The organism is Gordonia sp. C13 (assembly GCF_023218005.1).
GTDB classification, from domain to species: domain Bacteria; phylum Actinomycetota; class Actinomycetes; order Mycobacteriales; family Mycobacteriaceae; genus Gordonia; species Gordonia namibiensis.
Genome location: NZ_JALPSY010000006.1, coordinates 153,221 through 174,707 on the forward strand (window position 1 = coordinate 153,221; position 21,487 = coordinate 174,707).

Here is a 21,487-nt window from a genome sequence, read left to right on the forward strand (position 1 = left end):
CGATGGAGTTCGAGGTCAACGGCGAGAAGATCGACGCCGAACCCGCTGCGGGACAATGCCTCCGGATGCTGCTCCGCCAGCACGCCCATTTCGAGGTGAAGAAGGGTTGCGACGCAGGCGATTGCGGCGCGTGTTCGGTACTCGTCGACGGACAACCCGTGCACTCCTGCATCTTCCCCGCGCAGCGCGTCGCCGGGAAGTCGGTGACCACGGTCGCCGGCCTGGGCACACCCGAGGACCTCCATCCGGTGCAGCAGTCCTTCGTCGACAACTTCGGCTTCCAGTGCGGGTTCTGCACCGCGGGCATGATCGTCACCGCGTCGACGCTCACCCCCGACGATCTCGGTGACCTGCCGCGGCGGATGAAGGGAAACATCTGCCGCTGCACCGGATACCGGTCGATCCGCGAGGCGATCGGCAACGCCGTCGCACCTACCCGCCCCCGTCCGGGCGGCAGCGCGGGTGAGGGCACCGGCGTGGGCACCTCGGTGACCCCGCCCGCGGCCCGACGCGTCGTGACCGGCACCGAGGCCTACACTTTCGACGTTCCCGTCACCGGCGCACTGCACATCCACGTACTCGGCTCGCCGCACCCGCATGCGCGCATCGTCGCCATCGACACGAGCGACGCCGCCGCCCTTCCCGGCGTGGAGACCATCCTCACCCACGAGAACGTCTCGACGCCAAGGTTTTCCACAGGACGTCACCAGAACCGACTCGAAGATCCCGACGACACACTGATCTTCGATCCGGTCGTGCGCTTCGTCGGACAGCGCGTCGCCGCCGTCGTCGCCGCGACACCCGGGATCGCCGAGCAGGCAGCCGCGCTGATCCGCGTCACCTACGAGGAACTGCCCGCGGTCTTCGATCCCGAGGAGGCCCGCGCACCCGGGGCCCCCGCGATCCATCCGGACCGCACCGTCGACGACCGCGTCATGGATGCCGAACACAACATCGTCGCCACATTCCACGAGGGTTTCGGCGGCGACGTCGACGAGGCGCTCGCGGCGTCGTCGACGACCGTGCACGGAACATGGCGTACCGGGCGGGTCTCGCACGCACAGCTGGAGACCCACGGTTCGATCGCCTGGACCGACGCCACCGGACGCCTGGTGGTCCGCACCAGCACCCAGGTCCCGTTCCTCGTGCGCGACGAGCTCGCCCGGATCCTGGACCTCCCACCCGAGAAGGTCCGGGTGTTCAGCGGCCGGGTGGGCGGCGGTTTCGGCGGCAAACAGGAGATGCTGACCGAGGATCTCGCCGCCTTCGCCGCGCTCCGCACCGGACGTCCCTGCGTCTACGAGATGACCCGCACCGATGAGATGACGCGGACCACCTACCGTCACCCGATGCGGGTGACCGTGGATCTCGGGGCCGACGACGACGGCCGTCTCACCGCGCTGCGGGTGGACATGCTGTCGGACACCGGCGCATACGGCAACCACGCGATCGGCGTCATGTTCCATGCGTGCGCCGAATCGGTCTCGGTGTACAACTGCCCGGTCAAGAGGATCGACGCCGAGGCCGTCTACACCAACAACCCGCCGTCGGGTGCCTTCCGCGGTTACGGCCTCGGACAGGTGATCTTCGCCGTCGAGTCGGCGATGGACGAACTCGCGGTCCGACTCGGCATCGACCCCTTCGAACTCCGGCGACGCAATGCCGTCGCCGACGGCGATCCGCTCCTCATCGCCCGCCCCGACCCCGAGATCGATCTGGTGTACGGCAGTTACGGTCTCGACCAGTGCCTGGACCTCGCCGAATCCGCTCTGCGCCGGGGCAACGGCGCCGCCGTCCCGCCTGGTCCGCGGTGGCGGGTCGGTGAGGGGATGGCGATCTCCGCGATCGCCACGATGGCCCCGCGTGGTCATTTCGCCGATGTCACGGTCGCTGTCGACTCCGCAGGCACCTACCACGTCGGCGTCGGCACCTGCGAGTTCGGCAACGGCACCACCACGGTGCACACGCAGATCGTGGCGTCGGCGCTGTCGACCGATCCGGCCCGGGTCTCGCTCTGGCACGGGGACACCGACGCCGTACCCCACGACACCGGCGCGTTCGCCTCCGCGGGTACCACCGTCGCCGGAAAGGCCGTGCACGGCGCGAGTCTCGCGCTCCGCGACACCCTCGTCGAGGCGGCGAGCCGACTCACCGGCGTCGACCCCGAGTACGTCGAACTGCACCCCGACGGCGCGGTGGCCGGCGGTCGGCTGATCGGTTTCCGGGACCTGATCGACGCGGTCGACGACGGTCATCGTGTGCGGTATCCGGACGGTCCGCGCGCCGTTGCCACGGGCGAGGAACGGGGCGAGATGCGTTCCATCGCATTCGATGTGCAGGCGTTCCGTGTCGCGGTCGACACCGAGACCGGCGCAGTCGCCATCCTGCAGTCGGTCCACGCATCCGACGCCGGCACCGTGATGAACCCCGAGCAGTGCCGCGGTCAGGTCGAAGGCGGTGTCGCACAGGGTATCGGCGCGGCCCTCTTCGAGGAGATCATGCTCGACAACGGATCCCCCGTGACCAAGGTGTTCCGCACCTACCGTGTCCCCCAGATGGCGGACATCCCGTTCACCGAGGTGTACTTCGCCGAAACCGCTGACCAACTCGGTCCTTTCGGCGCGAAGTCGATGTCGGAGTCACCCTTCAACCCGGTGGCCCCCGCATTGGCCAACGCCATCCGCCGGGCCCTCGACGTCCGTCCGTACGAGACGCCGATGTCGCGAGACCGGATCTGGCGTCTCACGCATCCCGAAGCCGTTGAGAAAGCACCGACGTAATGGTGTGACAAACACCCGACAATTGATCGGTAAACCCGAGTCTCATTTCCTCACGAATCGGCACCCAACTCATTTCATTTGAGAGTGCATTTCGGGACCAGATACCGAACAGTTCTCCGGAAGTCCTGCGAATTCATCTCGCCGAGTCGCACACTCCTCACTGTCCACAGTCCAGAGGAGGGCGTCATGACACACACTGCACCCGGAGAAGAGCGCGGAACCCTGTCTGCCAAGCAGGGAGTCGCCGCGGGGACGTCCATCGGCGCCGCGATCATCCTGATCGTCGTCGGAGTCGTCCAGCTCGCCCAGGGAATCGCCGCGGTCGCCGAAGACGAGGTGTTCATCCGCGGCGTCGAATACGTCTACAAATTCGACTTCACGACGTGGGGCTGGATTCACATCGTGCTCGGAGCCATCGCGATCATCGTCGGTGCCGGCCTCGTCGGCGGGGCGGGTTGGGCCCGATTCACCGCCATCGTGATCGCCGGCCTGTCCATCATCGCCAACTTCCTGTGGCTGCCCTATTACCCGTGGTGGTCGATCCTGGTCATCGCGCTCGACGTGGTGGTCATCTGGGCCGTGTCGACCTGGAACCCCAGAGCCGAGTACTGACACCGATCGGCGCCATCCGTGAATACGGAGATCCCCGGGCCCGCCAAGGATCAGCCCGGGGATTCCGCGGCGCTCACCACCTCCGAACGCGCTGAGCTAGAGCGGCTGCGCGCCGAGGTGGCCGCACTGCGCGCCGCAGCCGGCACGACCCCACCGCGCGACGCGGAGACACGGCGGTCGGGTTGGCGCTGGTTCGCGGTAGGTGTGCTGTGTGTCCTCGTCGCCCTGCTGGCAATCGCGTCGGTGACGTCCCGCTACGTCCGTGGGGAGCTGCTCGACACCGACCGCTATCTGACGATGGTGTCCCCTCTTGCCTCCGAACCGGCGTTGCAACAGGAGATCACCGATACCGTCACCGACGAGATCTTCAACCGGATCGACGTCGAGGAGCTGACCGCCACCGCCCTCAACGCGCTGACCGATGCCGTGCCCGCCACCGAGAACGCCCCCCGCGTGGATCGTGCAGTCGACGGATTGGCGCCCGTCCTCGCCGGTCAGGCCCGCAGCTTCGTCGAGCAGACGGTGTCGACCCTGGTCGAGAGCGATCAGTTCGAGACCCTGTGGGTGGAGGCGAATCGTCGGGGGCACACCGCCCTCGTCGCCGTGGTCACCGGTGACGCCGGTCCGTCCTCGGTGACCGTCGACGACTCAGGAACCGTGAGCATCGCCCTGGGGACGGTGATCGACAACGTCAAGGCCCGACTTCTGGACCGCGGGTTCAGCTTCGCCGAGAAGATCCCGGCGGTCGACAAGCAATTCGTCCTGTTCCGCTCACCCGAACTGGTCAAGGCGCAACACGCGGTCTCGGCACTCGACACCGCCGCCGACGTGCTGCCTTGGCTCACGATCGCCTGCGCGTTGGCCGCCGTAGCCGTCGCACCGCGGGGTCGGCGCCTGCGGGCATTCTCCGTGGTCGGCCTCTCGCTGGTACTCGCCATGCTGACGCTCGCCGTCGCGCTGATCGTCGCGCGCGCACTGTATCTTGACGACATACCGCCCGACATCCTGTCCCCGGACGCCGCAGCAGCCATCGCCGACACGGTCACCCAACCGTTGCGGCTCGCCTTGCGCGCCGTCGCGGTTCTGGGGCTCGTGGTGGCGATCGGCGCCTTCCTGGTCGGTGGCTCCGCGTCGGCCGTCGCGGTCCGCCACGGATTCTCCCGCGGACTCGACTCGCTGCAGAATCTACGGAAATCGCGACCCCCGAACACCTTCGAGTCGGCGGTCTACCGCGGACGCGTCGCTCTTCGCGCCGCGATCGTCGGCGTCGCCGCGGTGCTGCTGATGTTCTGGAACTACCCCACCGGCCTGGTGGTGCTGCTGATCGTTCTGTGCGGTCTCATCGCCCTGCTCGTCGTCGAGATCGTGATCCGTCCCGCTCAACGATCCATTTCATAGCTCGAAACCGCGCTGAGCGCGGTTTCGAGCTGAAACGTGAAACGTCAGCCGCGCAGCAGCCCCTTGGCGACGTGGGTCACCTGGATCTCGTTGCTGCCGGCGTAGATCATGAGCGACTTGGCATCTCGCGCAAGCTGCTCGACCCGGTACTCGGCCATGTAGCCGTTGCCGCCGAACAGCTGAACGGCTTCCATCGCGACGTCGGTGGCGGCCTTCGACGAGTAGAGCTTCATCGCCGACGCCTCCGAAAGGCTCAGCGGCTTGCCCGCCTTGCCGCGCTCGATCGCGCTGAAGAGCATGTTCTGCACGTTGATGCGGGCGATCTCCATCTCGGCGAGCTTGAGCTGGATGAGCTGGAACTGCGCGATCTCCTGGCCCCACAGCTTGCGAGTCTTGGCGTAGTCGATCGACAGCCGCTGGGCCTCGTTGATGATGCCCAGCGAGAGCGCGGCGATGCCGACGCGTTCGGCGGTGAAACCGGCCTTGGCGCCTTCGGAGCCGCGCGAATCCTGACCGGTGTCCTCGGTCTCGCCGAGCAGACGATCCTTGCCGACCCGCACGTTGTCGAAGAACAGCTCACCGGTGGGCGAGCTCATCATGCCCATCTTCTTGAACGGCTTGCCCTGCGTGAGGCCCGGCATGCCCTTGTCGAGGACGAAGGACAGCACCTTGCGGTCGCGCATGGGGGTGCCGCTGCCGTCGTCGAGCTTCGCGAACACGACGATGGTGTCGGCGTACGGACCGTTGGTGATGAACGTCTTCTGGCCGTTGAGGATGTAGTCGTCACCGTCGCGGCGGACGGTGGTCTTCATGCCGCCGAGAGCGTCGGAGCCCGAATCGGGTTCGGTGATGGCCCAGGCGCCGACCTTCTCCATCGTGACCAGCTCCGGCAGCCAGCGCTTCTTCTGAGCGAGCGTGCCCTTGCCGCGGATCGTCGAGGCGGTCAGGCCCATGCTCACACCGAGCGAGGCGACGAGTCCCAGACACACACCCGCGAGCTCGATGTTGACCATCATGAACATCGAGCCGCTCATACCGCCGCCGTCGCCGGACGATTTCTTCTTCTCCCCGTTGGCCTCCGCCTCGAGTTCCTTCTCGAGCGCGTCCTTGGCCATCGCGTCGACCCCGAAGGTCGAGAGCAGCTTGCGGGTGATGTCGTACGGAGGCAGAACGCCGGACTCGAGCTCGTCGAGATGTGGTCGGATCTCCTTGTCGATGAACGCACGCAACGCGTCCCGCACCATCAGATCTTCTTCGGACCACTCGAACATCGTCACTCTCCCCAGACAGTGCCCGCCGGGGCGAACACGTTTCAGTTTTGCCGACTCAACTGTGTCAGGAGTCACTCACGATGTCTAGGTACGTCCCCTCGAATCTGTTTCTTCAGGGCGAATTCTCAGGGCCGGCCAGAAGTAGGAGGTCGCCGGCCGGATCTCGACCCGGAAGTACCCCGCGGCGTCGTCACACAGAAGTGCCTGCGCAACAGGCATCGCCACGACGACCGTCGCCACGTCGGCGTTCAGGGTGTTGCGCCGGTCGTGCACCCGCATCACGAACTCCTCGACGCTCTCGCCGCCGTGGGGCCGGGCCGCCGGGTCGGTGAAGAAGACCGCCAGCTCGCGAGGATCGATCTCCTCGGGCGCCGATCCCGCCCAGGTTCCGACGTCGAGCGTGCGGAGTTCCTCGTCGATCTCGGGCCGACCGCCCAGGAGCCGGACGCTCTCGAGTGTCGCGGGTTCCGGCCCACAGAAGGTCAGAGCCCCGACGACCGACGCCGCCAACGCTTCGATGTCGCGGCGACCGCGGTCGTCGAGGGGCGCATCACCGCCGAAGCGCACCGATCGGTTGGGACCGGTGCGCCCGGCGGTGATGATCTGCATGAATCAAGGCGCTCAGCTCTGGGCGGCGTCGACCGTCCGGGAGGTGGCCGGGCTCTCCGACCGCGCCATCGCGCCGAGGACCAGCGCGAAGGTCACCGTCAGCACCGTCCAGAGGATGACCTGGTTGGTGATCGTGTACACGCGGAAGTCGGCGACGACGTCCGCGGGGAAGCCGGGGAACACGATCTGGCCGGCGTCGTTGCGCACCGGCTCCGGCACCTCGCTGAACGTCGGCAGTAGTGCGATGGTGATGCCGACCGCGATCACGTACGCGGCGCCGCCCACCACGGCCGACACCAGTCCGCCGATCCGCGGCCGCAGCCACAGCGCGAGAACGACGGCCACGATCATCAGCACGACCGACGCGATGGTGACGGTCAGGAATGCACCCGTCCGTTCCCCGATCGTGTCGTCGTCCCCGACCGCGGGCGGATTGGCCGGGTACGCGAAGAACGGCACACCGAACACGGCGACGAACCCGATCGCCCCGAGGGCCCCGGCGACTGCGCGTGCGTCGGTGGCCGGGTACCGGTTGCCCAGATGGCTCCACAGCACGGTGAAGGCAACCGCGACGAACGCCCCCATGCACAGGGCGAACACCAGGTTGCCGACCCCGGCGCCGAGATTCTCCTGCATCGCGCGGGTGAAGACCTCACCACCTTCGCCGTGTGAATGACCGCCGGCCGCATGTACCAGCACCTCTTCGGCTTCCGAGCGCTCGGCCTCGTAGTCGACGGCCTTCGACACCACGGGTTCGAGGTAGAACCGCGCGAAGACGAACGAGATGATGCCGGCGATCAGGCCCGAGAGCAGACCTGCGCCGATGAATTTCTTCTCCATGTGAACTTGTCCCTGCCGTTTCGGTATCAGGCCGACTCAGTGGCAGGGAAAGCCGAGGAAGTGGCGGGAGTCGTGCACGAATTCGTGCACGTAGGTGTTCTCGCCGAACACCGACACGACCCCCTGGTCGTAGCCGAGGAAGTAGTAGGCGAGCCCGGCCAGGAGGACCGTGAGGCTCAGCCAGAGCGCTGCGCTCGCGACCGAGAGGTTCGGTACCGCCAGGGCGCGCGGAGAGGGTGTGACTGCTTCGGACGTACGGGGACCCGTCATGGGATTGTCCTTTCGCCGATCTCGCGTCGGAGAGTTGTGGATCAGATACCGCCGGCACGGCATCCTGACTCACGTCTTCTCTGGGGCACCGTCGAATCCCTCGACCGCGTCCCCGAGTCGGCGTTCACAGTGGCGCGACCGTTCCGGATTCTCACCGGATTCCCCGTACAGGCGTGTGTCGACTGTATACCCCGACCTGTCACACATGTGAGACATAGTGGATAGATGCCCCGCCCCTCTGTTCTCGATCGATTCACCGCCCCCACCCGGCGATGGTTCACGGGAGCGTTCACCAAGCCGACTGCAGCCCAGAAGGGCGCCTGGACCTCGATCGCCGACGGAGCGAACACCCTCGTCATCGCCCCGACCGGCTCCGGCAAGACCCTCGCGGCATTCCTGTGGGCGCTCGACCGGCTCGCCGCCGACGCCGGTGAGCGCCGCCCCGGTACCAAGGTCGTTTACATCTCTCCGCTCAAGGCTCTCGCCGTCGACGTCGAGCGCAACCTTCGCGCACCGCTCACCGGGATCACCCGCGCGGCGCAGGAACTCGACCTCCCCGAGCCGAACATCACGGTCGGCGTCCGCTCCGGCGACACCTCGGCCGCCGACCGCCGCGCGCTGGTGAAGACCCCTCCCGACATCCTGATCACCACGCCGGAGTCGCTGTACCTCATGCTGACCTCCGCGGCACGGGAGAGCCTCACCGACGTGGAGGCGATCATCGTCGACGAGGTCCACGCGGTCGCCGCGACCAAGCGGGGCACGCACCTCGCACTCACCCTCGAACGCCTCGACGAGCTCCTCGACAAGCCCGCCCAGCGGATCGGATTGTCCGCGACCGTCCGGCCACCCGAGGTGGTCGCCGGGTTCCTCTCCGGGTCGGCGCCCTGCCAGGTGGTCAAGCCCAAGGCCGACAAGACCTTCGATCTCCGCGTCGACGTGCCGGTCGAGGACATGGCGAACATCCCGCCGGCACCCGGCCCCGAGGGCGCGGATTCCGCCGAACTCGACGACGCCTTCTCCCCCACGGCCGGATCGCTGTGGCCGTATGTGGAGGCGTCGATCGTCGACCAGATCGAGGCCAACCGGGCGACGATCGTGTTCGCGAACTCCCGGCGCCTCGCCGAGAAACTGACCGCCCGGCTCAACGAGATCCACGCCGAGCGGCAGGGTGTCCCAGCCGAGGCCGCCGCCAACCCGACGGTCGCGGGCGGGGCTCCCGCGTTCGTGATGGGCAGCGGCGCGAGCTCCGGCGCCGAGGCCGTCCTCGCGCGGGCGCACCACGGCTCGGTGAGCAAGGAGCAGCGCGCTCAGATCGAGGACGACCTCAAGGCCGGTCGCCTGTCCTGCGTCGTGGCGACCAGTTCGCTCGAACTCGGCATCGACATGGGCGCGGTGGATCTGGTGATCCAGGTCGAGGCGCCGCCGTCGGTGGCCAGCGGCCTGCAGCGCATCGGTCGCGCGGGCCACCAGGTCGGCGAGATCAGCCAGGGCATCCTCTACCCCAAACACCGCACCGACCTGCTGCACTGCACGGTCACCGTCGGCCGCATGCTCGACGGCGCGATCGAGGAGATCAAGGTTCCCCAGAACCCCCTCGACATCCTCGCGCAGCAGACCATCGCAGCCGCCGCCGTCGACGACCTCGACGTCGACCACTGGTACGAGGTCGTGCGTCGGGCGGCGCCCTACCACGATCTCGGACGCGGTGTCTTCGACGCGACACTCGACCTCATCGCCGGGCGCTTCCCCTCAGACGAGTTCGCCGAACTGCGGCCGCGGGTCAACTGGGACCGCGACGCGGGCGTGATCACGGGACGCCGAGGCGCCCAACGCCTCGCCGTGACCTCCGGCGGGTCGATCCCCGACCGCGGCCTCTTCGGCGTCTTCATGGTCGGCGAGAAGTCCACGCGCGTGGGTGAACTCGACGAGGAGATGGTCTACGAGTCGCGGGTCGGCGACGTGTTCGCCCTCGGCGCGACCAGCTGGCGCATCGAGGACATCACCCACGACCGCGTCCTGGTGTCCCCGGCCTTCGGCCAACCCGGCCGGCTGCCGTTCTGGATCGGCGACGCCATCGGGCGTCCCGCCGAACTCGGTGCGGCGATCGGCGCTTTCACCGGGGCCATCGCCGATCCCGGCAAGCTCGACACCCATGCCGAGCGTCTCGGACTCACCGAGAACGCGCGCACCAACCTCGCCACCCTCATCGCCGAACAACGCGAGGCGACCGGGCACCTCCCCACCGACCGGACACTCGTCGTCGAACGATTCCGCGACGAACTCGGCGACTGGCGCGTCATCCTGCACTCGCCCTACGGTCTGCGCGTCCACGCGCCGTGGGCGAGCGCCATCTCCCAACGACTCCTCGCGACGCTGGGGATCGAGGGCGCCACCACCGCGTCCGACGACGGGATCATCCTGCGTCTCCCCGACACCGACGACGCACCCCCGGGTGCCGACGTCTTCCTCCTCGATCCCGACGAGGTCGAACAGCTCGTGACCGACGGTCTTGCCGACTCGTCGATGTTCGCCTCTCGGTTCCGCGAATGTGCCGCGCGCGCACTGCTTCTGCCCCGTCGGGATCCTGGTCGGCGCGCGCCGCTCTGGCAGCAGCGCCAGCGCAGCGCCCAATTGCTTTCCGTCGCATCGAAATTCCCGGACTTCCCGATCGTTCTGGAAGCGGTTCGCGAGTGTCTTCAGGACGTGTATGACCTCCCGGCACTGCTCGATCTGCTCGGCCGCATCCGGTCGCGCCGCATCCGGGTCGTGGAGACCGAGACCCCGAGTCCGTCGCCGTTCGCGGCGTCGCTGCTGTTCGGCTACGTCGGCGCCTTCATGTATGCCGACGACGCTCCGCTCGCCGAACGTCGGGCGGCCGCACTGTCCCTCGACACCAGCCTCCTCGCACAGCTGCTCGGCCGCGTCGACCTCCGCGAACTGCTCGATCCCGGTGTCATCGCCGAGGTCATCGCCCGCCTGCAACGTCTCTCCCCCGAGCGGCAGGCGCGTGACGCCGAGGACGTCGTCGACCTGCTCCGCTGGCTCGGCCCCCTGACCACCGAAGAAGTGGAGGAAAGATACCGGGGAGATGCAGCAGTGGCCGAGGTGCTGGCCGACCTGCACCGCAGCGGACAGATCATCTCGATCAACCACAACCGGCGCGCCCTGTGGGCGTCGATCGACGACACCGCACGGCTGCGCGACGCACTCGGGGTCCCGGCGCCGATGGGCATCCCGGCCGCCTACCTCGAACCGGTACCCGACCCCGTCGGCGACCTCATCGGGCGCTACGCCCGCACCCACGGGCCGTTCACCGTCACCGACGCGGCGGCGTCCCTCGGCATCGCCACCGCGGTCGTCCGCGACACCCTGGCCCGCCTGGCCGCGGAACGGCGCGTCGTCGAAGGCGATTTTCTGCCCGAGACCGGCACCGCCGATCCGGCTCAGGGCGCGGCGCCGACCACCCAGTGGTGTCACACCGACGTCCTCGGTCAGATCCGTCGCGGTTCGCTCGCCGCGAGCCGGGCCGAGGTCGCACCGGTCGGCACCGAGGTACTCACCCGCTTCCTCGTGGAATGGCAGCACGGTTCGCCCGGCACCCAGCTGCGCGGGATCGACGGCGTCGCGACCGTCATCGACCAGCTGGCCGGGTACCCGCTGCCGGCGTCGGCCTGGGAGTCGCTGATCCTGCCCGCACGTGTCTCCGACTATGCCCCGTCCATGCTCGACGAGCTGCTGAGCAGCGGCGAGGTCGTCTGGTCGGGGCACGGCCGCATCGGCAACGCCGACGGCTGGGTGGCCCTGCACCCTGCCGACGTGGCCGCATTCACCATCGCCGAGGCCGACACGATCGACACCACCGCCGTGCACGACGCGATCACCACGGCACTCCAACCCGGTGGCGCACTGCGGTTCCCGCAGATCGCCGGGGACATCAGCACCGGCACCACGACGCCGGCCGCGGACATCGAGTCAGCACTCTGGGACCTGGTCTGGGCGGGACAGGTCAGCAACGACACGTTCGCGCCCGTCCGTGCACTGTTGCATCCCCGGCGTAACCCGACGACGCCACGGTCGACGCCCGCGCACCGCGCCCGGGGTCGGGCACCCCGGCTCCGCGCCGGTCGTCTCTCCGCGCGATACCTGACCGAGCACGCCTCCGGACCGCCGGTGTCGCCGACCGCGAGCGGACGCTGGTTCGCGCTGGACCGACCCGAGATCGACTCGACCATTGCCACACAGGCCCTGTGCGACCAACTGCTCACGCGCTACGGCGTGATCACGCGCGGCAGCGTCGTCGCCGAAGAGGTGACCGGCGGTTTCGCCCGGGTCTACAAGGCGCTCACCGTCTTCGAGGACAACGGCCAGGTCCGCCGCGGCTACTACGTCGACGGTCTCGGCGGCGCGCAGTTCGCCTCCCCGGCCACGGTCGACGAATTGCGGCGCCACGCCCTCCCCGACCGCAAGCCACCGCGCGAGGCGACCATCCTCGCCGCGACCGACCCGGCCAACCCGTACGGCGCGGCTCTGGAGTGGCCCCGATCCCGCGACGCCGACGCCGGACACCGCCCGGGCCGCAAGCCCGGCGCGCTGGTGGTGCTCGTCGACGGCGAACTCGTGTGTTTCGTCGAACGTGGCGGCAAGACGCTGCTGACGTTCACCGACTCGATCCCCTCGCTGGAATCCGCCGCCGGTGCGCTGGTGGCCCTGGTGCGCGCCGGTCGCATCTCCCGGCTGACGATCGACCAGATCGACTCAGAGCCGGTGCGCGCCACCGATTTCGGGAAGGTCCTCGTCGAGGCCGGGTTCGCCACGACGCCGCGCGGCATCCGACTCCGGTACGGAACCCATGCCTGAGGGCGACACCGTCTTCGCCGCGGCCGCCCGGTTACGCCAGGGGCTCGAGGGACGAACCCTCACGTCGACGCAGTTCCGCATCCCATCGCTCGCGACGTCGGACCTGTCGGGACGGACCGTCGTCTCCGTCCGGTCGCGCGGCAAGCATCTGCTCATCGACGTCGGCGAGAGCGAGCCCGGTGCGGGCGACGCGCTCAGCATCCATTCGCATCTGAAGATGGAAGGTGTCTGGCATGTCCATCGCCTGGGCCAGAAGTGGCGCCGCCCCGCCTATCAGGCGCGCGTCGTCCTCCGCACCGACGACACCGAGGCCGTCGGCTTCGACCTCGGCACGCTCGAACTGCTCGCCGACCCGGACGCTGCCCTCGCCTACCTGGGCCCGGACCTGCTGGCCGACGACTTCGACCGCGAGGAGGCGATCCGACGCCTCGCCGCCGACCCGGAGCAGACCATCGGCGCGGCACTCCTCGACCAACGGCTGATGGCCGGCGTCGGCAACGTCTTCCGCAGCGAGATCTGTTATCTCCGTGGCGTTCTCCCTACACGCCCGGTCGGCGAGGTGGATCTCGGTCCGATGGTCGATCTCAGCCGACGCCTGTTATGGGCCAACCGGATGCGCTCGGCCCGCACCACCACCGGCCAGACCTCACCCAACGGACGGATGTGGGTGTACGGCCGCAAGGGACAACTGTGCCGCCGCTGCGCGACGATCATCAGACGCGGCGAGATCCCGTCGACCGGCGGCGATCGATCCATCTACTGGTGCCCGCGCTGCCAGACCTGACACGCGAAACGGCGTCAGACGGGATACCGCTCGGGCTCGGGACCGAACTCGAAGCGGCGCGCGGTGATCTCGTCGACGGCGATCTCCACGTAGTTGTATTTCACCGTCGCGATCCACGGACGCAGGGGCAGCTTGTCGGCCGCCTCGATGTCGCCGAACGACGTCAGGATGCGGGCCGTTCCCTTGGCGACGACGCTCCAGCCGCCGGTGTCGGTGTGGGCGTCGGTCTCGAACGCCACCCGGTCGTTCACGACGAGTTCGGAGAGCTTCGTCCCCTCGCCGGTGCGCAGGGTGATCTTGCCGTCCGCGGCATGATAGTTGACGGGGAAGATATCGGGTGAACCGTTGACGCTCAACGCGATACGACCCAACTCGGCGGAGCCGAGCAGTTCCCACGCCTCGTGCGGGCCGAGGACCTGAACCGGAGTCTCTGTCATGACCAGTCCCTTCTCTCCCCCACCCTCGATCCTGCCGCGGGACAGTGGGATCGAACAGAGACCAACGACCCACCTGTCCGGGACACAATGTCACCGAACCGGTGGGTCCGACGATCTCACTCGGGGACGGGCACCGGTTCCAGGATCTCCGACCGTGCCTCGGGGGCGGCGGCGCGCAGTGCGTCGGCGGAGTCGTCGTCGGGCTGTTGCTGCGAGGCAACCTCGGCCTCGACCCGGGCGATGTAGGTCGCGACCTCGAAGTCGCGTTGTTCGGTGGTCCAGTCCAGGATCGGTGCGAGCAGGTCCGCGACCTCGTCGGCGCAGTCGACGCCGCGGTGTGAGTACTCGATCGCGATGCGGGTCCGCCGGGCCAGGACGTCTTCGAGATGCAGTGCGGCCTCGTCGATCGCGGCGTAGACCACTTCGACGCGCAGGTACTGCGGCGCAGCAGCCAGCGGCGCGAGCAGCGACCTGTCTTCCTGGGCGTAGTAGAGCACGTCGTCGATGAGCGAGCCGTAGCGGTTGAGGAGTCGCCGAATCCGATACGGGTGCAAGCCGTATCGCTGCCCGAGATGCTCGCACTGGTTGATCAGCGCGAAGTAGCCGTCCGCACCGAGCAGCGGCACCCGCTCGGTGATCGACGGCGCCACCCGGGTGGGGATGAAGTCGTTGCACGCGTCGACGGCGTCGGCGGCCATGACCCGGTAGGTGGTGTACTTGCCGCCCGCGATCGACACCAGACCCGGCGCCACGGTGGCCACGGCGTGCTCGCGCGAGAGCTTCGACGTCTCGTCGTCCTCACCCGCCAGCAGCGGTCGCAGGCCGGCGTAGACGCCTTCGATGTCGTCGTGGTTCAGCTTGGTGACCAGCACCTCGTTTACGCGTTCGAGGATGTAGTCGATGTCGGCCCGGGTGGCGGCCGGATGCGCGAGGTCGAGGTTCCAGTCGGTGTCGGTGGTGCCGATGATCCAGTGCGTCTCCCACGGGATGACGAACAGCACCGAGTTTGCGGTGCGCAGGATGATCGCGGTCTCGCTGACGATCCGGTCGCGCGGCACCACGATGTGCACGCCCTTCGACGCGCGCACCTTGAAGTGCCCGCGCTGCTTGGACAATGCCTGCACCTCGTCGGTCCACACCCCGGCGGCGTTGATGACACAGTGGGCCCGCACCTCGGTGACGTCGCCGTTCTCGGTGTCGCGCACGCGGACCCCGAGAACACGATCGGATTCGCGGAGGAAGCCGATCACCTGCGTCGAGGTGCGGATGACCGCGCCGTAGTTGGCCGCGGTGCGGGCCACCGTGAGGCTGTGCCGCGCGTCGTCGACAACCGTGTCGTAGTACCGGATTCCGCCGATGAGCGAGCTGCGCTTGAGCGCGGGGGCCACGCGCAGGGCACCCGAGCGGGTCACATGCTTCTGCCCGGGCACCGATTTCGCGCCGCCCATGCGGTCGTAGAGGAAGATTCCCGCCGCGACGTAGGGCCGTTCCCAGACCCGCTGCGTCAGCGGGTAGAGGAACGGCAGGGGCTTCACCAGGTGCGGGGCCAGCAGCCGCAGCGAGAGCTCGCGCTCCTTGAGTGCCTCACGCACCAGCCCGAATTCGAGTTGTTCCAGGTAGCGCAGGCCGCCGTGGAACATCTTCGACGACCGGCTCGACGTTCCCGAGGCGATGTCGCGGGCCTCGACCAGCGCCACTCGCAGACCGCGCGTGGCGGCGTCGAGTGCGGCACCCACGCCGACCACCCCGCCGCCGATCACGACGACGTCGAACTGTTCCTCACCGAGACGTCGCCACGCTTCGGCTCGGTAGAGCGGTCCCATGTCCGCCGGCCGGTCCGGGTTGAACTCGGTGTTCATGTTCACCGAGCCTAATTGATCTCGGGCCGCACCACAGCGTGCGACACTGACGGCGTGGGCAGTTCAGGCAAATACGTGGCGGCGATCGACCAGGGCACCACCTCCACCCGGGCGATGATCTTCGACCACAAGGGGCGCGTCGTCGGCGTCGAACAACTCGAACACGAACAGATCTTCCCGCGGGCCGGCTGGGTCGAACACGACGCCGCCGAGATCTGGCGCAACACCCGGCGCGTGGGTGCCGCCGCGCTGGCCTCGGCCGAGCTGACCGCCAAGGACATCGTCGCCTGCGGGATCACCAATCAGCGCGAGACGACGGTGATCTGGGACCGCGAGTCCGGGAAGCCGGTCCACAACGCGATCGTCTGGCAGGACACCCGCACCAGCGAGGTGTGCAAGGAGCTTGCCGGCGACGTCGGCGCCGACCGCTTCCGAGAACGCACCGGCCTACCGTTGTCCACCTACTTCGCCGGCCCCAAGGTGCGCTGGCTGCTCGACAACGTCGACGGTCTTCGCGAACGCGCCGAGGCAGGCGAATTGTGCTTCGGGACAATGGATTCCTGGATCGCGTGGAACATGACCGGTGGTGTCGACGGCGGGCAGCACGTCACCGACGTCACCAACGCCTCGCGCACCATGCTGATGGATCTGCGGACGTTGGACTGGGATGAGGAGATCTGCGAGGAGATGGGCATCCCGATGTCCATGCTTCCCGAGATCCGCAGCTCATCCGGGGAATTCGGCTCGCTGCGCGGGAACGGCCCGCTGCCCGGCGTCCCGCTGACCGGCATCCTCGGCGACCAGCAGGCCGCCACCTTCGGTCAGGCCTGCCTGAACCCCGGCGAGGCCAAGAACACCTACGGGACCGGAAACTTCTTGTTGCTCAACACCGGCACCGAGCCGGTCTTCAGCGAGCACGGCCTGCTGACGACGGTCTGCTACCGCATCGGCGACCAGCAGGCGCGGTACGCGCTGGAGGGGTCGATCGCGGTGACCGGGTCGCTCATCCAGTGGCTGCGGGACAATCTCGGCCTCTTCCCGGTGGCGTCGGATGTCGAGAAGCTGGCCGCGGAGGTCGACGACAACGGCGGCGCATACTTCGTCCCGGCGTTCTCCGGCCTGTTCGCACCGCGCTGGCGCTCGGATGCCCGCGGCGTGATCGTCGGGCTGACCCGTTTCGTCAACAAGGGCCACCTGGCGCGTGCGGCACTAGAGGCCAGCGCTTTCCAGACCCGCGAGGTCATCGAGGCGATGCAGGCCGACGCCGGCATGGAACTGTCCACACTCAAGGTCGACGGCGGGATGGTGGTCAACGAACTGCTCATGCAGTTCCAGGCCGACATCCTCGACGTCCCCGTGGTGCGGCCGGTGGTCAACGAGACCACCGCGCTGGGTGCGGCCTACGCCGCCGGCCTGGCCGTGGGGTACTGGGAGAGCGAGGACGAGATCCGCGCCAACTGGGCCGAGGACAAGCGGTGGAAGCCGACGATGGCCGAGGAGGAACGGGACCGCCTGTACGCGGAGTGGAACCGGGCCGTCGAGCACAGCTTCGGCCTGGCGTGACCCACCGGTCCGGCGTGACTCAGGCGACGAAGTCGGCGAGGACGCCGACGACGCCCGCGCTGCCGCCGAGTGCTGCGGCAGCCTCGTAGGCCGCCTCCCGCATGGCCGTCCGCGGAGCCTCGGCCGTCGTCGTCACCGACATGGCCGCGAGGGCGCAGTCGAGGGCCCGGGCACGCCGGAAGCAGTCGAGCTGGGCGTCGACGTCGCCGCGGCGCTGATGCGCGAACGAGTCGAAGTCATGTTGTGCGACAACCACTCTCAACGCAGCCACCCCCGCCGGGTCGGCGCTGCCCTGTTGGCGCCACTGTCGGATCACGTCGCGGATCTCGGGTGTCGACGCACCCGTCACGTCCATCACCGTGGCAACGAGGAGGTGCAGACACCGGATGATGTCCTCGTCCGGTACCGCGGAGGCGAGCCGGGCGACGCCCCCGGGCAGCCGATCGACCCGGCTCAACATGTTCGGCTCCTCGTGTCCGGCGACGATGTGTCGCCGCCGGCGGTGCCGGCGTCGGAGGTCTCCGGCGAACGACCCGGCAGGGTGGGGTCCTCACCCGGAGTCAGCCGGAAGGCCGGGGTCTCCGACGGTGTCGACGCCCGTTGGGGAATCCAGTCGCCGATGACCGGGGGCCCGACGAGTGGCAGATCGCCGACGATCTCCGCGCCGTGCTCCCGGTTGTGCAGATAGGGCGCAGCCTTGTGCTGGTCGTCGTTGTCGGCTCCGGGTCGGCGGCCCATGGGCGGTGCGCCGGCCGGACCCACCGGTGGGGTGATCCCGGCACGCGGTGTCGCGGCGCCCGTGGCGGGCGGCGCCGATGCTGCGGGCGTCGCAACCGCCGGCGACGACGGCAACGGCGACAGTGGGAGTGGCCCGACGACCGGGATCGCCCCACCGCCGCTTCCTGAACCGAAACCCGCTCCTGCGGAACGGGGTTCGTCCACAGCGCCCGTTCGGCCGGAGCCGGCGAAACCGTGCGGGGTGCTGCCCGGGGTGCCCATACCGCCGCGGAGGAGACCGTCGGGGTCGTCGTCGGCGCCGCCACGGCCGGACGAGCCCGACGAGGAAGCCGACGCCGACACCGGGGTGACCGGGGCGGATCCGCCGCCCGCCGGTCCCGGAGCCGCACCGTCGGTCGCGACCGGGACCGCGCCGCCACCGGAACGGCCGAAGTCCCCGGCGTCGACGGTGTTCGCGGCCTGACCCCGGGACGTCTCGGAACCCGAGCCCGACCCACCTCCGGCGGACACGCCGCCGGTGCCGCGGACCAGATCGTCCGGTCCGGTGGGCTCGGGAAGCGAGTGCTGGACGCGTTGCATCGGCGACGAGTACGTACCCGACATGGTGCGGTCCGCCTCGAACCGCACCATCGGCGCGTCCTCGGGATTGTCGCGAAGGTGCTGCTGCAATTCGCGCAGCCGACCTTCCTGACCCCGTGTCGCCCCGACGATCCCGACCGCGCTGCCCAGTGCCTCGCCGACGACGGTCGCCGTCTCCAGGCTCCGCTGCATGGCGTCGGACAACGACTTCCCCGCCTCGAGGGCGGTGTCGGAGGCGCGGCCGCGCAGGTCGTCGTCGAACATCGCCGCCATCCGCTCCGACGCGCGGCGCACCGCGTCGATCGCCTTGAGGATCGTCTCGACGTCCCCGGCCGCCTGGCCGGGTTCCATGGTGCGGAGGGTGTCGATGATCTCGTCGATGCCCATGCCGGCCCAATCGGTGCGTCCGCCCCCGAAGGACGGCGCGTTCGACACGCCCCGATTGTTCTGGGCGAACGGCCCTGTCACGACAACGGCCCTGTCACGACATCTCCCCCCACGTCGCGGTGCGCCCGGTCCGGGCGGATCGGTACGACCCTACCGCGATCGTGGGGACTCGCCGGTTGTCAGTCCAGATCGTCGTGACGGACGAGCTGACGCGCCGCCTCGGTGATCGACCCGGACAGCGACGGGTACACCGAGAACGTCTGTGCGAGGTCGCCGACCGTCAGTTTGTTCTGCACCGCGAGGGCCAGTGGGAGGATGAGCTCGGAGGCGTTCGGGGCCACCGCGACGCCGCCGATCACCACGCCGGTGGCGGGGCGGCAGAAGATTTTCACAAAGCCGCGTCGCAGACCGCTCATCTTGGCGCGCGGGTTGGTCGCCAGCGGAAGCATCACGGTGCGCGCGGGGTACTCACCGGCGTCGATGGCCTTCTGCGACACCCCGACGGTGGCGATCTCGGGACGCGTGAAGATCGCCGACGCAACGGTTTTCAGCTTGATGGGGCTGACACCCTCGCCCAGGGCGTGGTACACCGCGATGCGGCCCTGCATGGCGGCCACCGAGGCCAGCGGCAGCAGGCCGGTGCAGTCGCCGGCGGCGTAGATGCCGGGCACCGAGGTCCGGGAGACCCGGTCCACCTGGATGTAACCGCCCTTGTCGACCTCGACACCGGCGCGCTCGAGTTCGAGGTTCGCGGTGTTGGGGATCGAGCCGACGGTCATCAGCACATGGCTGCCGGTGACGGTCGATCCGTCGGCGAGATGGGCGGTGACGGTGTCGCCGTCGCGGACGACCTTGTCGGCGCGGGCGTGCTTGACGAGTTCGACGCCGCGTTCGGCGAGGGCGTCCTCGAGCACCAGGGCGGCGTCCTCGTCCTCATGTGGGAGCACGCGGTCGCGGCTCGACACCAGCGTCACCTTCACACCGAGTTCGGTGTAGGCGTGGACGAACTCCGCGCCGGTGACACCCGAACCGATGACGACGAGATGCTCGGGCAGCTCCTCGAGGTCGTAGAGCTGACGCCAGGTGAGGATGCGTTCGCCGTCGGGCTGGGCGTCGGGCAGGACGCGCGGCGACGCACCGGTCGCGATCAGGACGACGTCACCGTCGTAGCGCTCGGTGCTGCCGTCGGCGAGGGTCGCGATGACGCCGTGCGTCGATTCGCCGACCTGCTTCTCGTCGAGGACGGCGGTGCCGGAGACCAGCTTGACGCCCTCGCTGACGAGGCGCGACTTGATGTCGGCGGACTGGGCGAAGGCGAGGTCGCGCACGCGCTGGTGGATCTGAGGGAGGGTGACCAGGGTGTCGTCGGTCTTGATGTTGATACCGAGGTCGACGGCGCGACGGACCTCGGTGCGGATGCCGGTGGAGGCGATGAAGGTCTTCGACGGGACACAGTCCCACAGCACGCAGGCGCCACCGATGCCATCCGAATCGATCACCGTGATGTCGGCTCCGTACGCGGCCGCGGCGAGCGCCGCCTCATAACCCGCTGGGCCACCGCCGATGATGACGATCCTGGTCACTGTGCACTCCTGTCCTTCACCGGTCTCGCCGCGGCTGCCCTCGTGGGGCACCGCGCGCCCGATGTGGTGTTGTCGAATGGGCGAACTGGCTGGCGCCGGACCGACGGGCGTCCGACTTCAGTGGTGTCCGACGGCAGATCCGACTGGGTCGAGCCCCGCAGGGTTGTGCGTAGCTCTGGTGTGGCGGACCGTCACATGGTGTCGCGCCATGTACCAACCTAGTCCGGATCGTTCCGCAACACGCCACGTGGTGGCCCCGCGTGCGTCGTACGCCACTCCTTCGCCCCTGCCTGTCGCCTTTCCGAGTCGCCGTCGACCCACTAGGCTCCATCCGTGCCTATATACGCCGCGTACGGATCGAACATGCATCCCGAGCAGATGGCGGAACGCGCGCCGCACTCGCCGATGGCGGGTACGGGATGGCTACGCGGATGGCGCCTGACCTTCGGTGGCGGCGACATCGGCTGGGAGGGTTCCCTGGCGACGGTCACCGAGGACCGCGAGGATCCCGACGCCCGCGTCTTCGTCGTCCTGTACGACGTGACCACCGAAGACGAGGAGCTCCTCGACCGTTGGGAGGGGTCCGAACTCGGTATCCACCGCAAGATCCGCGCCCGCGTCGACACCGCCGACGGCCCCGTGCTGGCCTGGCTCTACGTGCTCGACGCCTATGAGGGCGGGCTCCCCTCGGCCCGCTACCTCGGCGTCATGGCCGAGGCTGCGGAGATCGCCGGTGCCCCTGCCGACTACGTGCAGGACCTGCGGTTGCGCGAGTCGCGCAACGTCGGCCCCGGGCCGGGGCCCGTCGAATCCTGAGCCCGACGACCTAGGGCGCGAACGGCCTTCACCTGCTCCTCGAGTAGCGAGCTGGGCGCGAACGGCCTTCACCTGCTCCTCGAGTAGCGAGCTGGCGCGAA

Annotated in this window: 16 protein-coding genes and 1 riboswitch; of the genes, 7 read left to right on the forward strand and 9 right to left on the reverse strand. The window is 68.8% G+C overall.

Going from position 1 to position 21,487, the window contains the following annotated elements:
* Positions 1-2: 2 nt before the first annotated feature.
* From M1L58_RS07675 to M1L58_RS07685, 3 genes are all read left to right on the forward strand, one after another.
* Positions 3-2,780 carry a molybdopterin-dependent oxidoreductase gene (locus tag M1L58_RS07675; protein ID WP_248658417.1) on the forward strand — a complete coding sequence of 926 codons (2,778 nt, stop codon included), beginning with the start codon at positions 3-5 and terminating at the stop codon, positions 2,778-2,780.
* A 186-nt stretch (positions 2,781-2,966) separates the two neighbouring features.
* Positions 2,967-3,392, forward strand: coding sequence for a DUF7144 family membrane protein (locus tag M1L58_RS07680; protein ID WP_248658418.1), 426 nt, complete (start codon positions 2,967-2,969; stop codon positions 3,390-3,392).
* 18 nt (positions 3,393-3,410) lie between these two features.
* A complete protein-coding gene (locus M1L58_RS07685; protein ID WP_248658419.1) occupies positions 3,411-4,790 on the forward strand; it encodes a hypothetical protein in 1,380 nt (459 codons plus the stop codon).
* 44 nt (positions 4,791-4,834) lie between these two features.
* On the opposite strand, the gene M1L58_RS07690 is transcribed toward M1L58_RS07685, so the two are convergent.
* From M1L58_RS07690 to M1L58_RS07705, 4 genes are all read right to left on the reverse strand, one after another.
* Positions 4,835-6,061, reverse strand: a complete 1,227-nt coding sequence (locus tag M1L58_RS07690; RefSeq protein WP_039880074.1) for an acyl-CoA dehydrogenase family protein — start codon at positions 6,059-6,061, stop codon at positions 4,835-4,837.
* Positions 6,062-6,145: 84 nt separating this feature from the next.
* Positions 6,146-6,670, reverse strand: a complete 525-nt coding sequence (locus M1L58_RS07695; protein ID WP_248658420.1) for a histidine phosphatase family protein — start codon at positions 6,668-6,670, stop codon at positions 6,146-6,148.
* A 12-nt stretch (positions 6,671-6,682) separates the two neighbouring features.
* Entirely contained in the window at positions 6,683-7,510 is an 828-nt protein-coding gene (locus M1L58_RS07700; RefSeq protein WP_248658421.1) for a CbtA family protein, read from the reverse strand.
* A 36-nt stretch (positions 7,511-7,546) separates the two neighbouring features.
* Complete coding sequence (locus M1L58_RS07705) at positions 7,547-7,780, reverse strand: CbtB domain-containing protein (protein ID WP_006865909.1); 234 nt, start codon at positions 7,778-7,780, stop codon at positions 7,547-7,549.
* A gap of 36 nt (positions 7,781-7,816) precedes the next feature.
* Positions 7,817-7,995: riboswitch (cobalamin riboswitch) on the reverse strand.
* A 10-nt stretch (positions 7,996-8,005) separates the two neighbouring features.
* On the opposite strand from M1L58_RS07705, the gene M1L58_RS07710 reads away from it, so the two are divergent.
* Together M1L58_RS07710 and M1L58_RS07715 are read left to right on the forward strand one after the other, a co-directional pair.
* Positions 8,006-12,640 (forward strand): ATP-dependent helicase, encoded by a 4,635-nt coding sequence (locus tag M1L58_RS07710; RefSeq protein WP_248658422.1) that lies wholly within the window; start codon positions 8,006-8,008, stop codon positions 12,638-12,640.
* Entirely contained in the window at positions 12,633-13,424 is a 792-nt protein-coding gene (locus M1L58_RS07715) for a DNA-formamidopyrimidine glycosylase family protein (RefSeq protein ID WP_248658423.1), read from the forward strand. Before M1L58_RS07710 ends, M1L58_RS07715 begins: the two co-directional genes overlap by 8 nt.
* Positions 13,425-13,438: 14 nt before the next feature.
* Here the strand turns inward: M1L58_RS07715 and M1L58_RS07720 are convergent, their stop codons facing one another.
* Both M1L58_RS07720 and glpD read right to left on the reverse strand, forming a co-directional pair.
* Positions 13,439-13,861, reverse strand: a complete 423-nt coding sequence (locus M1L58_RS07720) for a pyridoxamine 5'-phosphate oxidase family protein (protein WP_006865914.1) — start codon at positions 13,859-13,861, stop codon at positions 13,439-13,441.
* Positions 13,862-13,977: 116 nt separating this feature from the next.
* Positions 13,978-15,720: a glycerol-3-phosphate dehydrogenase gene (gene glpD, locus M1L58_RS07725; RefSeq protein WP_006865915.1), complete on the reverse strand. Its 1,743-nt coding sequence runs from the start codon at positions 15,718-15,720 to the stop codon at positions 13,978-13,980.
* Positions 15,721-15,795: 75 nt separating this feature from the next.
* On the opposite strand from glpD, the gene glpK reads away from it, so the two are divergent.
* Positions 15,796-17,283: a glycerol kinase GlpK gene (gene glpK / locus M1L58_RS07730; protein WP_248658466.1), complete on the forward strand. Its 1,488-nt coding sequence runs from the start codon at positions 15,796-15,798 to the stop codon at positions 17,281-17,283.
* Between the two features lie 19 nt (positions 17,284-17,302).
* Here glpK and M1L58_RS07735 read toward each other — a convergent pair whose 3' ends face one another.
* The 3 genes from M1L58_RS07735 to M1L58_RS07745 all read right to left on the reverse strand — a co-directional run bounded on the left by M1L58_RS07735 (position 17,303) and on the right by M1L58_RS07745 (position 20,570).
* Positions 17,303-17,743 carry a hypothetical protein gene (locus tag M1L58_RS07735; RefSeq protein WP_248658424.1) on the reverse strand — a complete coding sequence of 147 codons (441 nt, stop codon included), beginning with the start codon at positions 17,741-17,743 and terminating at the stop codon, positions 17,303-17,305.
* Complete coding sequence (locus tag M1L58_RS07740) at positions 17,737-19,035, reverse strand: hypothetical protein (RefSeq protein ID WP_248658425.1); 1,299 nt, start codon at positions 19,033-19,035, stop codon at positions 17,737-17,739. The genes M1L58_RS07735 and M1L58_RS07740 overlap by 7 nt, the downstream gene beginning before the upstream one ends.
* Positions 19,036-19,166: 131 nt before the next feature.
* A complete protein-coding gene (locus M1L58_RS07745; RefSeq protein ID WP_248658426.1) occupies positions 19,167-20,570 on the reverse strand; it encodes an NAD(P)H-quinone dehydrogenase in 1,404 nt (467 codons plus the stop codon).
* 333 nt (positions 20,571-20,903) lie between these two features.
* Between M1L58_RS07745 and M1L58_RS07750 the strand changes: the two genes are divergently transcribed.
* Positions 20,904-21,386 (forward strand): gamma-glutamylcyclotransferase, encoded by a 483-nt coding sequence (locus tag M1L58_RS07750; protein ID WP_040535567.1) that lies wholly within the window; start codon positions 20,904-20,906, stop codon positions 21,384-21,386.
* Positions 21,387-21,487 lie beyond the last annotated feature (101 nt).

Coding starts and splice junctions, on each gene's coding strand:
- M1L58_RS07715 (WP_248658423.1), top strand. CDS start 12,633: ATGCCTGAGGGCGACACCGTCTTCGCCGCGGCCGCCCGGTTACGCCAG.
- M1L58_RS07705 (WP_006865909.1), bottom strand. CDS start 7,780: ATGACGGGTCCCCGTACGTCCGAAGCAGTCACACCCTCTCCGCGCGCC.
- M1L58_RS07675 (WP_248658417.1), top strand. CDS start 3: ATGGAGTTCGAGGTCAACGGCGAGAAGATCGACGCCGAACCCGCTGCG.
- M1L58_RS07710 (WP_248658422.1), top strand. CDS start 8,006: ATGCCCCGCCCCTCTGTTCTCGATCGATTCACCGCCCCCACCCGGCGA.
- M1L58_RS07700 (WP_248658421.1), bottom strand. CDS start 7,510: ATGGAGAAGAAATTCATCGGCGCAGGTCTGCTCTCGGGCCTGATCGCC.
- M1L58_RS07695 (WP_248658420.1), bottom strand. CDS start 6,670: ATGCAGATCATCACCGCCGGGCGCACCGGTCCCAACCGATCGGTGCGC.
- M1L58_RS07680 (WP_248658418.1), top strand. CDS start 2,967: ATGACACACACTGCACCCGGAGAAGAGCGCGGAACCCTGTCTGCCAAG.
- M1L58_RS07735 (WP_248658424.1), bottom strand. CDS start 17,743: ATGTTGAGCCGGGTCGATCGGCTGCCCGGGGGCGTCGCCCGGCTCGCC.
- M1L58_RS07690 (WP_039880074.1), bottom strand. CDS start 6,061: ATGTTCGAGTGGTCCGAAGAAGATCTGATGGTGCGGGACGCGTTGCGT.
- M1L58_RS07720 (WP_006865914.1), bottom strand. CDS start 13,861: ATGACAGAGACTCCGGTTCAGGTCCTCGGCCCGCACGAGGCGTGGGAA.
- glpD (WP_006865915.1), bottom strand. CDS start 15,720: ATGAACACCGAGTTCAACCCGGACCGGCCGGCGGACATGGGACCGCTC.